Origin of the sequence: Xanthomarina sp. GH4-25 (genome assembly GCF_045363175.1) — a bacterium.
In the GTDB taxonomy this organism is placed as follows: domain Bacteria; phylum Bacteroidota; class Bacteroidia; order Flavobacteriales; family Flavobacteriaceae; genus Xanthomarina.
Genome location: NZ_JBJFLO010000007.1, coordinates 67,787 through 81,419, shown reverse-complemented (window position 1 = coordinate 81,419; position 13,633 = coordinate 67,787). Strand labels below are relative to the sequence as shown.

The window sequence follows — 13,633 nt, the reverse complement described above, 5'->3', positions numbered from 1 at the left end:
TTTGTAAGAAAAACTGTTTTATTCCTAATACAATTTGATTCAAATTGTTATAGGCTAATCTTATTTATTATATTTGCAAACTTTTGAACATTTATGAGGTATTTAACCATAATATTTTTTTCCATAATTACCATTCAATTAAGTCATTCTCAAACACACGAAATTGGGGTGTTTTTGGGTGGGAGTAATTTTATAGGAGATGTTGGTGCAACAACTTACATTGCTCCAAACAAACCTGCTTTTGGTGGTATTTATAAATGGAATAGAAGCCCTAGACATTCGTTTAGGTTCTCGTTAATATATTCTGAATTAGAAGGAAAAGATTCAAAATCTGATGATCCAAGACGTCAAGAAAGAGACTATAATTTTAACAACCACCTTGTTGAGGCCTCTCTTGGATTAGAATTTACATTTTTAGATTTCGATCTTCATGCTGAAAAAAATAAAGCAACACCCTATTTATATTCTGGTATCACTGTAGCCTATCACGATAATTTTTTCTTTACAAGACAAGGCGTATATACTTCAGAAAACACAACAAGTATTGCTTATGGCATACCAATGGTTCTTGGTTTTAAAACAAACTTCTTGCAAAGCTTTGTTTTAGCAGCAGAAATTGGCGCCAGATATACCTTTAGCGACGAAATTGATGGAAGTGTTCCAGATTATGACAATGATGCTCCTACAGCATTTGGAAATAAAAATAATAACGATTGGTATGTGTTTACAGGAATAACATTAACCTATACCTTTGGTAAAAAACCTTGTTATTGCGTTTTCTAAATGGATAAAAAATCTAAAATACAAACAGACAGATTACCAAAACATCTTGCCATTATCATGGATGGTAATGGACGTTGGGCTAAACAAAAAGGAATGTTGCGCGCTTTTGGACATGAAAATGGGACAAAAGCAGTAAGACAAGTAGTAGAAGGAAGTGCCGAATTAGGCATAGAGAACTTAACCCTATATGCGTTTTCTACCGAAAACTGGAACCGACCTAAACTTGAAGTTCAAACACTTATGAAGTTACTAGTTTCTTCCTTAAAAAAAGAAATAAAAACACTTCAAGATAATAATATCAAACTGTTAGCAATTGGCAATTTAGACGAGCTTCCTAAAAAAGCTCGAAAAGAACTTAATGAAGTTATTGAAAAAACCAAAGACAACAGTCGCATGGTTTTGACGCTTGCTTTGAGTTATGGTTCTAGAGAAGAATTAATAAATACAGTTAAAAAAATAAGCATTAAAGTTAAAAATAATATAATTTCGCCCGAAAATATTGATGAATCGGTTATTAATGAGCATCTTTACACGCGAAATTTACATGATGTAGATTTGCTTATTAGAACAAGTGGCGAACAACGCATAAGCAACTTCTTATTATGGCAAATTGCCTATGCAGAATTGTATTTTACAAATGTACTTTGGCCAGATTTCACAAAGGAACATTTATACGAAGCAATTATAGAATATCAAAAAAGAGAAAGACGGTTTGGGAAAACAAGTGAACAAATTAACTAATAAAATACTATTGAAAACATATTTACTATCAATCTTTACATTAATACTTTTTGTAAATATTCAATCTATACAAGCACAAGACAATGTACAAAATGGTGAAAAATATATTATAGGAGGTATTTCAGTTAAAGGAAACACCAGCTTTAGTGAACAAACCATTATTACTTATTCTGGCCTTAGAGCTGGTGAAGAGGTTATAATTCCTGGAGATAAAATTAGTGCTGCTATTAAAAAACTTTGGAACTCTAATCTATTTAATAATATAGAAATGTATATTAATAGAATAGAAGGTAATGAAGTTTTCTTAGAAATAAGATTGGAAGATTTACCTGAAATTAACGAGGTAAAGATTAATGGTGTTAAAAAGAATAAAAAGAAAAAAATTATTGAAGAAAATACTTTAAACAAAGGAGTCAAAGTAACGGAAAACCTGTTAACAACTACTAAAAATTATCTTGAAAGTAAATACAAAAAAGAAGGATTCTACAATGCTAAAGTAAACATAAATACTATAGAGATAGAACAGGTTGATACACTTCAAACTTCAACCAGAGCTATGAATATGGTTGTGAATATTGATAAAGGTAAAAAAGTAAAAGTAAAAGAAATTGTTTTTAATGGGAATACGGTTTTAAAAGATAGCAAGCTTAAAAAAGCTATGAAAAACACCAAACAGAAAAACATTACACATATTCTTAAACGTTCAAAGTACATTGAAGCAGATTATAAAACAGACCTTAACAGTATTGTAGACAAATACAAAGAGAATGGCTATAGAGATGCTAGAATCACTTCAGATAGTATTGTTGTTTTAGATAAGAAAAATGTGGCTCTTTATATTGATCTTGAAGAAGGAGAACTCTATAAATTTGGGAAAATAGATTTTATTGGTAATACGGTTTATTCAGACGAATTATTACATAGAGTTTTAAGAATCAATCCTGGCGAGACATATAATGGTGTTTTACTTGAAAAAAGAATTGCAGATGTAGAAAACCCTGAAGCAAACGATATTACAAACTTATATCAAAACAACGGTTACTTATTCTCAAATATTAATACAGTAGAAGTAAGTGCTGAAGGTAATGTTATCGATTTAGAGATTAGAATTTCAGAAGGAAAACCCGTTTATTTTAACAATGTCACTGTTGTTGGTAACGATGTTACAAACGATCATGTTATCTATAGAGAACTGCATACCCGACCAGGGCAATTATACAACAAATCTAATGTTATTAGAACCATTAGAGAGTTAAGTGCATTAGGATTCTTCGATCCAGCACAACTAACAACCGATTTCCCTAACCCTAACCCTAACGAAGGGACCATAGATTTAGAATATACTGTTGTAGAAACAGGATCTAGCCAAATAGAATTACAAGGTGGTTATGGTGGAGGTGGTTTTATTGGAACCTTAGGTTTATCTTTTAATAATTTTTCACTTAGAAATATTTTTAATCTAAAATCTTATCAACCAGTACCTAGAGGTGATGGCCAAAAATTAGCCTTACGTTTACAAGCTAGTCAGTTCTACCAAACCTATAGCTTCTCTTTTACTGAACCATGGTTAGGAGGTGAAAAACCAGTACAATTATCTACATCTGTTTCGCATACAAAACAATTTTTATACAACTCTCAAACTGGAAAAGCCGATAAAGACAAGCGTTTTAATATTACGGGAATCTCAGTAGGTTTAGCAAAACGTTTAAATGTGCCAGATAATTACTTTACATTATCTCAATCTGTAAGTTACCAACATTATAATTTAAAAAATTATAATACGGGGCTATTTACCTTTGGTGATGGCTACTCAAATAACTTAGCATATACCATTGGATTAAGTAGAAACAGTACCTATAACGACCCTGTGTTTCCAGTTGGTGGTTCAAATTTTAGTGTAAGCGCTAAATTAACATTACCATATTCTTTATTCAATAATGTAGATTATAACGCGTTAAAACATGAAAGAGAAGAATTATACGACATTGTTAACAATTCTTCAGATCAAGATGCACGTAATGAAGCATACGCAGGAATTTCAGAAATAGATCAAGAACGTTTTAAATGGTTAGAATTTTATAAAATAAAATTTAAAGCCGAATGGTACCAAGAAATTATTAAAAAGTTGGTTTTAAAACCTAGTGCAGAATTTGGATTCTTAGGAGCATACAATCAAGACCGAGGTGATATTCCATTCGAACGATTCTTTCTTGGAGGAGATGGCTTAGGTTCTTATAGTTTAGATGGTAGAGAGTCTATTGCATTACGTGGTTACCCAAACCAATCTATTCAGCCAGTAGATTCAAACGGAAATGTAACAAATGATGGTGGAACTATTTATAATAAATTTTCACTAGAGTTAAGATATCCTATTACCTTAAAACAACAAGCAAAAATATTTGTTTTAGGTTTTATGGAAGGTGGAATTTCATTTAACGATTTTAAAGATTATAGCCCTTATGATCTTAAGAGATCTGCAGGTGTAGGCTTACGTGTATTCATGCCAGCATTTGGTTTATTAGGGATTGACTTTGGTTATGGATTCGATCCAGTTCCTGGTCAAACACAACCTAATGGATGGGAAACACACTTTATTATTGGGCAACAATTTTAATTTGGCACGATATTTTCTAATAACAATTTGATTATTTAATTTAAGAATTAAAATTTTTAAAGTTAAATTTCGTTAATTTTGAAAATATTAGTTCAAAAATTGACAGACATATTAAATAATCCTCTGTCTCTTTTAGAATTTATAGACCAAAAATTATAAAATATGAAACAGATGAAAATAAAAGTTCTTTTCTTACTGGTTATAGTATGTATAATTAGTCTATCTGCTCAAGCACAACGTGGTGTTAGAATTGGGTATATAGATACTGAGTACATTTTACAAAACGTTCCGGAATATCAAGAAGCTACGGCTCAATTAAACAGTAAAGTTCAAAAATGGAAAACTGAAATTGAAAGTCAATTAAGCGAGATAGAACAAAAACGCAAAGATTTAAGTAACGAAAAAGCACTTTTAACTAAAGAACTTATTGAAGAGCGTGAAGAAGATATAAGTTTTGAAGAAAAAGAAATTTTAGATTATCAGCAAAATCGTTTTGGTCCAAATGGTGATTTAATGATTCAGAAGAGACAATTAATTCAGCCCATTCAAGATCAGATTTTTGCAGCTGTTCAAGATATTGCTGAAAAAAGAAAATACGATTTTGTATTCGATAAATCTGCAGATGTTGTGATGCTGTATTCAGCAGAAAGATTCGATTTTAGTGAAGAAGTTATTAGAAGTATTTCAAGAAGCGCTAAACGTACACAGGCCGAATCAAGATCTGAAAGAAGAGCTGCTGAAGATGAAGAACTTCATCCAGAAATAGATAAAGAACAAGAAGCAAAAGAAGCTGCTGCTGAAGCAAAAAGACAAGAAGCTTTAGACGAACGCGAACAAAGACAATTAGAAGTTCAGAACCGAAGAGATAGTATTATAGCAGAAAGAGCTCGTTTAAAAGAAGAGAGATTAAATGCTAGATTGAATGATGGTAATGAAACAATAGGTGAAGATGGCGAAGTTATTGAAGGCGAACAAAAAACTAGAGAAGAAATTTTAGAAGAACGTAAGCAACAAAAATTAAAAGATAGAGAACTTAGAAAGCAAGAACTAGAAGCAAGAAAACAACAAATTCTAGAAGAAAGACAAAAAGCAAAAGAAGAAAGAGAAAAACAAGCTGAAGAGAATAATAATACTGACGGCACAGAGCCTGATGACACAAATAACAATTAAAATTTATAACACACATTAATACTATTTAAAAATGAAACATTTCAAGACCCTTTTATTGGCAACAGCTTTATTTATTGGAGCAACAAGTTTAACACAAGCTCAAAGTAAAGTAGCTCATATTAATACACAAACATTAATTCAAGCTATGCCAGATATGAATACTGCTCAAGCTGAAATGGATAAGCTTGGTAAAACTTACGAAGCAGATATTCAAGCTATGGTTACTGAGTATCAAAACAAAATGAAACAATACGAAGCTGAAGTTGCTACTAAAACTGACGAAGAAAATCAAAAACGTGCAGTTGAAGTACAAACAATGCAACAAAACATTCAACAATACCAAAGCAATGCGCAACAAGAAATGCAGAAAAAAGAAGTTGACTTATTAAAGCCAATTACTGAAAAAGCAAAAGCTGCTATTCTTAAAGTTGCAAGAGCTCAAGGTTTTGATTATGTATTAGATTCTACTCAAGGTGGTGGCGTAATTATGGCTGACGGTAAAAACTTATTAGACGATGTTAAAAAAGAATTAGGAATCTAATTTATTTTTTAAAATATATTTTTTAAAAGCCACTTTATATAAGTGGCTTTTTTTATTTTTGGGTAACTATGAGTAAACAACCTATAGGTATTTTCGATTCTGGTGTTGGTGGCACTTCCATTTGGAGAGAGCTCAAACTTTTATTACCTCATGAAAACACTTTATACCTTGCTGATAGTAAGAATGCGCCTTATGGTGAAAAAACCAAAGATGAGATTGTAGCACTTAGTAAGAAAAACATCGATTTACTTTTAAGTAAAGATTCCAAATTAATTGTTGTCGCCTGTAATACGGCAACCACAAATGCAATAGCTATTTTAAGAGACAGCTACTCCATTCCTATTATTGGTATTGAGCCAGCAATTAAGCCTGCAGCCCTACAAACTAAAACTAAAGCTATTGGGATTCTTGCAACAAAAGGCACACTTTCTAGCAGGTTATTTCACGATACATCAGATCTGTATACTAATGGCATTAAAGTTATAGAGCAAGTTGGAGAAGGCTTAGTACAATTAATTGAATCTGGTAAAATAAATTCAGAAGAGATGAGTTCGCTTTTAAAAGTTTATATAGAACCCATGTTAGATGCCAATATCGATTATTTGGTTTTAGGCTGTACGCATTACCCCTATTTAATGCCTCAACTTCTAGAGATTCTACCAAAACATATTAAAATAATTGATTCTGGCGAAGCTGTTGCTAAACAAACTCTTTCCGTGTTAAAACAAAACCAAATTTTAAACAGTTCAAAACAACAGCCAAAATTTCAATTTTTTTCTAATGGAGATTTAGAGGTTTTAACGTCACTTGTTGGAGAAAAACACAGCATTGAATATTTAGACTTTTAACGACATCTTATTGACGTTTAAAATAGAAATTTACTTTTTGCTTCTCGCCTTTAATCGTTCCTTCAATCAAGGCATGAATAGAATCTTTTACTGGGTTTGAATACGATATACGACTAGGGAAATCATGTTCTGGGTTTTCAAATGTAAACACACCTTTCTCCTTTGAGCTTAATTTAAAAGTGACTGGTAGATTATCATTTTGATTATAAGCTACAACAGTAAATAATACTTCATTTTTATTTTGTTGTAATGTGACACGTTCTGCAAAAACTGTATCATTTTTAACTAAAGTAAAACTATGAGCAATTAAAGTACTATCGTTTAATTTAGACCAGTTTTCATAAGATTTTTCTTCTTCTGTAATATTTGTCCAATGACCTATTAGCCATTGTAAGTCTTCAATTTCATTATAACTATTAATGAGCTCAATAGCTTGTTTCCCCTCATTTTTACATGAAACAAATACACCAAAGGCAAGTATTATTATAATATTTTTCATGTTAATCCTCTTTAAACCAACTAGAATAATTTACATAGTTTTCGGCAATTCTATTAATCTCTCCAGAAATTAATTCCATACTAATGTCTTTCACTTTTTTTGCAGGTATTCCAGCATAAATACTACCAGTTTCAACTCTAGTATTTTTAGTAACTACAGCTCCAGCTGCAATAATAGTATTACTTTCTACAACACAATCGTCCATTACAATACTTCCCATTCCAATAAGCACATTGTCTTGAATAGTACAACCATGTACTATCGCATTATGTCCAATAGACACATTATTACCAATGGTAGTTGGCGATTTTAAGTATGTAGCATGAATCACAGCGCCATCTTGAACGTTCACCTTGTTTCCCATTTTAATAAAATGTACATCGCCTCTTATAACGGCATTAAACCAAACACTGCACGCGTTTCCCATGGTTACATCTCCTACTATAGTCGCATTTTCTGCTATAAAGCAATCTTTTGGAATATGAGGTCCTTTTCCGTTAACAGGTTTTATAAGAGGCATAATGCAGTTATTAGTTTTAATCTATTAAATTCAATTTTTAAAAAATAAATGTAGTAAAAAAATAAAAGCCTTGAAATTTCAAGGCTTTAGATTCTTTAATTTATGGCAGGACAATTACAATGGTAACGTTCTTTTTTACAACCAAATTTAAACCCTAAGGTTAATTGATGAAAGCCTCCATTGTTATATACAACAGAATTTGCTTGGTAAGAATAGGTGTAAGCAAACATAAAATCTTTATAATCAATACCTAATATAGGAGTAATATATTGTAGTTTTTGACTAGCAACTTCTGTTCCGTCTTGAAATTCAGCGCCATCTAAGCTTCTTCTATAAGAAAGACCAGCCCAAACTGTACCAAAATCCATTCCTTTATATGCTTTGGCATTAATATCTATTGAAGATTCCTTAGTACCATCTTTATACATAAACATGGCCGAAGGTTCAAAACTCCATTCACTACCGTATTTTTGAAAAACAGTTCCGGCACTAAATAAAAATTGTCTTGGATTATCATAGGCAAAAAGCCCGTTTTCGTTAGAATTTACACCTTCATTTTTAAGCATATTTTTTACGGTAGCGTGCGCATAAAAATTGTATAAAAAATAAGAAAAACCAAAATCTATATTAAAATTTGTAGCACTTTGCTCAATACCTGCAATAATTGGATCAAAAGGTTCATCAATAAAAGCAGTTTCATCTAATTTATACTGAATAGCTCCAATACTTAAACCAAAAGAAAGCATGTTTAAATCTAATTCGCTTCTAGAAAACATAATATGGTGTGCATATGTAAGGTAAACACCAGTGTTGGAATGATATCCGTTTTTATCAGAATACAAAATAGCACCAACACCAGAATTAGATTCTCCAATTCTTCCATTAATACTAGCAGTTAATAAACTTGGTGCATCTTCATCTCCAAACCATTGTTGGCGGCCAGTAACTCTAATTTTAGCACAATTAGCAGCTCCAGCCATCGATGGATGTATCAAGTAATAATTATCGGTTAAATAATCTGAGTAGATAGGCATTCCTTCTTGAGATTTAGCTGTCTGTGCAAGTAAAAACACACAAGCTAAAATATAGAACCGTTTTAATATCATAATTTTAGTTTTCAGGGACTCTATTTAAAACTTAATTTTAGCAATAAAATTATAAATAGAAACCAAATATATAAAAATTACTTTTTATCTGTCCCTTATAAAGTTAAAGGTTGAACTTATTTTGGGAGAAAAAATAAAATTGTGCTTTTTTAAAAGCGAAAAAGTCAAATATATGGATATCTAAAGTTATCTTTTAGTATTTTTGCCAAAAATTTTATCCTTATGAATACTTTTCAAGTTTCCATTCAAGAAACTTCCAATAATAGCATAATAAAGTTTGAAATAGATCAGTTTATTACCCAACATCAAAGTTTCGAATTTAACAATATTGATGAAGCGAAAAAATCTCCCTTAGCACAGCAATTATTCTACCTTCCTTTTGTAAAAAAAATTTATATCTCAGGTAATTTTATTGCTATAGAACGCTATAATATTGTAGAATGGAAAGATGTTCAAGAGGAAGTAGCTAGTCAAATTGAAACGTATTTAAATAATGGTGGTATAGTTGTAGAAGAAACAACTGCTCCTAAAAAAGTACCTGTAACTGTTTACGCTGAAAGCACTCCAAACCCTTCAGCAATGAAATTTGTTGTAAACAAAAAACTAACCACCACCACTTATGAGTTTACATCCATAGACGAGGCTAAATTATCTCCATTAGCGACAGAGCTATTTCATTTTCCATTTGTAAAGGGGGTCTATATAGATGAAAACTTTGTGTCAATAACTAAATATGAAGTAGCCGATTGGAGTGAAATAACTATGGAACTTCGTGAATTTATTAGAAGCTATATTGAACAAGGTAAAGAGATCATAGCTTCGAATGCTCCAAAAGCATCAGATAACACAACCAAACAATTAGATAACTCTTCTGAAGAACTAGACGATATTTCTAAACAAATAATTAATATTCTTGATGAGTATATTAAACCAGCCGTTGCAAGCGATGGTGGAAATATTCAATTTACATCTTACAATCCAGAAAGCAAAGTAGTAGAAGTGGTACTTCAAGGTGCTTGTAGCGGTTGCCCATCTTCAACTTACACACTTAAAAGTGGTATTGAAAACATTTTAAAAGAAATGCTGAAAGACAAAGTGAGTAGCGTTGTTGCTATAAACGGTTAATTTTCTTAACTTTAAGATTCATTAAAGTTGAACTAATAAAATTAAAAATTATGGCAGTATTAAAAGTTATTGAAGTATTATCTAATTCAGATAAAAGTTGGGAAGATGCAACTAGGAAAGCAGTAAAAGAGGCTTCTAAAACTGTAAAAAACATCAAATCTGTCTATGTAAAAGAGCAAAGTGCCATTGTAAATGGAGATCAAGTTACAGAGTTTAGAGTAAATATAAAACTTACTTTTGAAGTCAAGTAAATCAATTTAAACATCTTAAATCAATCAAGCGTTCGTTAAAGAACGCTTTTTTTGTGTCTTTAAATCCTTAACTTTGATAGATGAAATATGTTCAGTTATTCATTTTAAGCATTTTAATAAGTTGCCAAGGACAAAACAAAGAGCCCATGAACCAACCATATACAAATAATTTAATTCACGAAACTAGCCCTTATTTATTACAGCATGCACACAACCCTGTAGATTGGCACCCTTGGAACGAAGAAGCCCTTGAACTAGCTAAAACAGAAAATAAGCTACTATTAATAAGTGTTGGTTATGCGGCTTGCCATTGGTGTCATGTAATGGAACATGAAAGTTTTGAAGATACGACTGTTGCTCAACTAATGAACTCAAAATTTATAAACATAAAAGTCGATAGAGAAGAGCGTCCAGATATAGATCAAGTCTATATGAATGCCGTGCAGCTAATGACAGGAAGTGGCGGGTGGCCTATGAATGTTATTGCACTTCCAGATGGCAGACCCGTTTGGGGAGGCACCTATTTTAGAAAAGAACAATGGATGAGTGCTTTGGAGCAAATCTCAGATTTATACCAAAGAAAACCTGAAAAACTTTACGAGTATGCAGACAAGTTAGAGCATGGAATCAAAGCTATGGATGTGGTTACTTTAAATAAAAGCGTGGTCGATTTTAGTGAAGAATTCATTGATGAAACTCTAGAAAATTGGTCGCAATATTTCGACCATAAAGAAGGTGGATTAAAACGAGCACCAAAATTTATGATGCCTAATAACTATCTGTTTTTATTACGCTATGCATATCAAAATAATCAAAAAAAATTACAAGAATTTGTAAATCTTACTTTAACACAAATGGCTTATGGAGGGCTTTACGACCAAGTTGGTGGTGGTTTTTCAAGATATTCCACAGATGTTAATTGGCATATCCCTCACTTTGAAAAAATGCTTTATGACAATGGACAATTGGTTAGTTTGTATTCCGACGCATATTTAATTACAAAAAACAAGCTTTATAAAGATGTTGTTTATGAAACCATAGCTTTTATAGAAAGAGAATTAACAGCTGAAAATGGTGCTTTTTATTCTTCATTAGATGCAGACAGTAACACCCCAGAAGGTCATTTAGAAGAAGGTGCTTTTTATGTTTGGAAAAAGGAAGAACTGCAAAAATTAATAACTTCAGATTTTGACTTGTTTTCAGATTATTATAACATTAACAATTATGGCTATTGGGAAAACACTCATTATGTTTTAATTAGAAAGAAATCAGATGATCAGATTCTAAAAAAACACAATATTGCCATCGATATTTTAAATAAAAAGAAACAAAACTGGAAAGAGCTACTATTAAAAACACGTGAAAAAAGATCGAGACCCAGACTAGACGACAAAACTCTAACCTCTTGGAATGCCTTAATGCTCAAAGGTTATGTAGATGCTTATCGTGTGTTTGAAGAAGACCATTTTTTGATTTCAGCTAAAAAAAATGCTCATTTTATATTGAACAACCAATTACGTGAAGATGGTGGTTTGAATCATAATTATAAAAACAACACAAGTACAATTAATGGTTATCTTGAGGATTATGCAACAACAATTGAAGCTTTTATTTCTCTTTACGAAAACACATTAGACAATAGATGGTTACTTACAGCCAGAGATTTAACCAATTATGTATTCGATCATTTTTTCGAAGAAACGAATAACATGTTTTATTTTACGTCAAACGAAGATCCTGCTCTAGTAACAAGAAATATTGAATATAGAGACAATGTTATTCCAGCAAGTAATTCCATTATGGCTAAGAATCTATTCAAACTATCTCATTATTTTGAGAATGATTATTATTTCAACACAGCAACTAATATGTTGAATAATGTAAAACCTGAAATAGCAAATTATGGATCTAACTATTCAAACTGGTTAGATTTAATGCTAAATTATACACATCCATTTTATGAAGTTGCTATTTCTGGAATTGAAGCACATCAAAAAACTAAAGAACTAAATAAAACATATTTACCCAATAAATTACTTATTGGAAGTACTGAAGAATCTAACTTACCATTATTAAAAAACAGATATATTGAAAATGAAACATATATATATGTATGTGTTAATAAAGCTTGTAAGCTACCTGTTAAAGAAGCTGTAGAAGCTGTTGAATTAATAAAAACTGATAACCTATGACTTTAATTTTAACCATCTTAATTGCTCTTATAGCTTTAGAACATTTTTATTTTTTAATATTAGAAATGTTTTTATGGACCACACCCAAAGGCATCAAGGCCTTTGGATTAAAAACTAAAGAATTTGCAGAAGACACGAAAGTATTAGCTGCCAATCAAGGTCTTTATAATGGGTTTCTAGCTGCTGGTCTTATTTTTTCATTACTAATAAAAGATCCAAAAACAACCATATTCTTTTTGGTTTGCGTAACTATTGCTGGCATTTACGGAGCTTATTCAACTAAAAAAATAAAATTATTTTACTTACAATCCATACCAGCCATAATAACTTTAGGCTTATTAATATTTAGATAATATTCTTTTATGTATTCAATAAAACAACTAGTTTCAATCATTTTCTTTAACTTTACAACTAATTTAAAATCAAAACTATGGATATAGAAAAGTGGACAACAAAAGGAATTGAATTAGCAACCGAATATGGCTTAAAAATTATAGGAGCCATTATTATTTGGATTATTGGTTCTTGGATTATTAAAAAAATGCTTAATGGAACTAGTAAAGTCATGACCAAAAGAGGTTTTGATATTAGTCTTCAAAAGTTCCTATTAAATCTAGTAGGTTGGATATTAAAAATACTTTTAATTCTTGCTATTTTATCGCAACTTGGCGTTGAAACCACTTCGTTTGCTGCTATTTTAGCTGCTGCTGGTTTAGCTGTTGGTTTAGCACTTCAAGGTTCTTTAGGGAATTTTGCTGGAGGTGTTTTAATTATGATTTTTAAACCTATTAAAATTGGCGACTTAATTGAAGCTCAAGGCGAAATAGGCGTAGTTAAAGAAATTGAAATTTTTACTACGAAACTTATCGGCCTTTCAAATAAAGAAATTATCATTCCAAATGGAGCACTGTCAAATGGAAACATTGTAAATTATTCTACCGAAGGAACTCGAAGAGTTGATTTAACTTTTGGCGTTGGTTACGATTCTGATATTAAAAAAACCAAAGAGGTTTTAATGAATGTAATAAGTTCACATCCTAAAGTTATTGCAGATCCAGCTCCAACAGTCAATGTATCTGCATTAGCTGATAGCTCTATAAATTTTGCTGTAAGACCTTGGTGTAAAACTGAAGATTACTGGGCTGTTTTCTTCGACGTTACCGAACAAACTAAAGAAGCTCTTGATGCTGCTGGAATTGAAATTCCTTATCCACATCAAGTTGAAATTCATAAAAACGAATAA

Annotated in this window: 14 protein-coding genes; 11 read left to right on the top strand and 3 right to left on the bottom strand. The window is 31.2% G+C overall.

Going from position 1 to position 13,633, the window contains the following annotated elements; all coding sequences use genetic code 11:
* Positions 1-93 precede the first annotated feature (93 nt).
* The 6 genes from ACI5KZ_RS11440 to murI all read left to right on the top strand — a co-directional run bounded on the left by ACI5KZ_RS11440 (position 94) and on the right by murI (position 6,697).
* A complete protein-coding gene (locus ACI5KZ_RS11440; protein ID WP_109309795.1) occupies positions 94-783 on the top strand; it encodes a DUF6089 family protein in 690 nt (229 codons plus the stop codon).
* Positions 784-1,524: an isoprenyl transferase gene (locus tag ACI5KZ_RS11435; protein WP_109309796.1), complete on the top strand. Its 741-nt coding sequence runs from the start codon at positions 784-786 to the stop codon at positions 1,522-1,524.
* A 10-nt stretch (positions 1,525-1,534) separates the two neighbouring features.
* The gene (locus ACI5KZ_RS11430) at positions 1,535-4,138 is read left to right on the top strand and encodes an outer membrane protein assembly factor (protein ID WP_109309857.1); all 2,604 of its coding nucleotides are present in this window, start codon (positions 1,535-1,537) and stop codon (positions 4,136-4,138) included.
* Between the two features lie 162 nt (positions 4,139-4,300).
* Complete coding sequence (locus tag ACI5KZ_RS11425; RefSeq protein WP_406847689.1) at positions 4,301-5,308, top strand: OmpH family outer membrane protein; 1,008 nt, start codon at positions 4,301-4,303, stop codon at positions 5,306-5,308.
* 31 nt (positions 5,309-5,339) lie between these two features.
* Positions 5,340-5,849, top strand: coding sequence for an OmpH family outer membrane protein (locus ACI5KZ_RS11420; protein WP_109309797.1), 510 nt, complete (start codon positions 5,340-5,342; stop codon positions 5,847-5,849).
* A 68-nt stretch (positions 5,850-5,917) separates the two neighbouring features.
* Positions 5,918-6,697 carry a glutamate racemase gene (gene murI, locus ACI5KZ_RS11415; protein WP_109309798.1) on the top strand — a complete coding sequence of 260 codons (780 nt, stop codon included), beginning with the start codon at positions 5,918-5,920 and terminating at the stop codon, positions 6,695-6,697.
* A 7-nt stretch (positions 6,698-6,704) separates the two neighbouring features.
* Here murI and ACI5KZ_RS11410 read toward each other — a convergent pair whose 3' ends face one another.
* The 3 genes from ACI5KZ_RS11410 to ACI5KZ_RS11400 form a co-directional block, all read right to left on the bottom strand.
* A complete protein-coding gene (locus tag ACI5KZ_RS11410) occupies positions 6,705-7,196 on the bottom strand; it encodes a DUF6265 family protein (RefSeq protein WP_406847688.1) in 492 nt (163 codons plus the stop codon).
* 1 nt (position 7,197) lies between these two features.
* Positions 7,198-7,716, bottom strand: coding sequence for a gamma carbonic anhydrase family protein (locus tag ACI5KZ_RS11405; protein WP_109309800.1), 519 nt, complete (start codon positions 7,714-7,716; stop codon positions 7,198-7,200).
* A 95-nt stretch (positions 7,717-7,811) separates the two neighbouring features.
* The gene (locus tag ACI5KZ_RS11400) at positions 7,812-8,822 is read right to left on the bottom strand and encodes a type IX secretion system membrane protein PorP/SprF (protein ID WP_109309801.1); all 1,011 of its coding nucleotides are present in this window, start codon (positions 8,820-8,822) and stop codon (positions 7,812-7,814) included.
* 222 nt (positions 8,823-9,044) lie between these two features.
* On the opposite strand from ACI5KZ_RS11400, the gene ACI5KZ_RS11395 reads away from it, so the two are divergent.
* The 5 genes from ACI5KZ_RS11395 (at position 9,045) to ACI5KZ_RS11375 (ending at position 13,633) form a co-directional block, all read left to right on the top strand.
* Positions 9,045-9,947, top strand: a complete 903-nt coding sequence (locus ACI5KZ_RS11395; protein WP_406847687.1) for a NifU family protein — start codon at positions 9,045-9,047, stop codon at positions 9,945-9,947.
* A 50-nt stretch (positions 9,948-9,997) separates the two neighbouring features.
* The gene (locus tag ACI5KZ_RS11390; protein WP_109309803.1) at positions 9,998-10,198 is read left to right on the top strand and encodes a dodecin family protein; all 201 of its coding nucleotides are present in this window, start codon (positions 9,998-10,000) and stop codon (positions 10,196-10,198) included.
* A 146-nt stretch (positions 10,199-10,344) separates the two neighbouring features.
* Complete coding sequence (locus ACI5KZ_RS11385; RefSeq protein WP_406847772.1) at positions 10,345-12,390, top strand: thioredoxin domain-containing protein; 2,046 nt, start codon at positions 10,345-10,347, stop codon at positions 12,388-12,390.
* Entirely contained in the window at positions 12,387-12,743 is a 357-nt protein-coding gene (locus ACI5KZ_RS11380) for a DUF1304 domain-containing protein (RefSeq protein ID WP_109309804.1), read from the top strand. The genes ACI5KZ_RS11385 and ACI5KZ_RS11380 overlap by 4 nt, the downstream gene beginning before the upstream one ends.
* A 77-nt stretch (positions 12,744-12,820) precedes the next feature.
* On the top strand, positions 12,821-13,633 hold the full coding sequence (locus tag ACI5KZ_RS11375; RefSeq protein ID WP_109309805.1) for a mechanosensitive ion channel family protein: 813 nt from the start codon (positions 12,821-12,823) through the stop codon (positions 13,631-13,633).

Coding starts and splice junctions, on each gene's coding strand:
- ACI5KZ_RS11385 (WP_406847772.1), top strand. CDS start 10,345: ATGAACCAACCATATACAAATAATTTAATTCACGAAACTAGCCCTTAT.
- ACI5KZ_RS11410 (WP_406847688.1), bottom strand. CDS start 7,196: ATGAAAAATATTATAATAATACTTGCCTTTGGTGTATTTGTTTCATGT.
- ACI5KZ_RS11435 (WP_109309796.1), top strand. CDS start 784: ATGGATAAAAAATCTAAAATACAAACAGACAGATTACCAAAACATCTT.
- ACI5KZ_RS11425 (WP_406847689.1), top strand. CDS start 4,301: ATGAAACAGATGAAAATAAAAGTTCTTTTCTTACTGGTTATAGTATGT.
- ACI5KZ_RS11375 (WP_109309805.1), top strand. CDS start 12,821: ATGGATATAGAAAAGTGGACAACAAAAGGAATTGAATTAGCAACCGAA.
- ACI5KZ_RS11400 (WP_109309801.1), bottom strand. CDS start 8,822: ATGATATTAAAACGGTTCTATATTTTAGCTTGTGTGTTTTTACTTGCA.
- ACI5KZ_RS11390 (WP_109309803.1), top strand. CDS start 9,998: ATGGCAGTATTAAAAGTTATTGAAGTATTATCTAATTCAGATAAAAGT.
- ACI5KZ_RS11380 (WP_109309804.1), top strand. CDS start 12,387: ATGACTTTAATTTTAACCATCTTAATTGCTCTTATAGCTTTAGAACAT.
- ACI5KZ_RS11440 (WP_109309795.1), top strand. CDS start 94: ATGAGGTATTTAACCATAATATTTTTTTCCATAATTACCATTCAATTA.
- ACI5KZ_RS11405 (WP_109309800.1), bottom strand. CDS start 7,716: ATGCCTCTTATAAAACCTGTTAACGGAAAAGGACCTCATATTCCAAAA.
- murI (WP_109309798.1), top strand. CDS start 5,918: ATGAGTAAACAACCTATAGGTATTTTCGATTCTGGTGTTGGTGGCACT.
- ACI5KZ_RS11395 (WP_406847687.1), top strand. CDS start 9,045: ATGAATACTTTTCAAGTTTCCATTCAAGAAACTTCCAATAATAGCATA.
- ACI5KZ_RS11420 (WP_109309797.1), top strand. CDS start 5,340: ATGAAACATTTCAAGACCCTTTTATTGGCAACAGCTTTATTTATTGGA.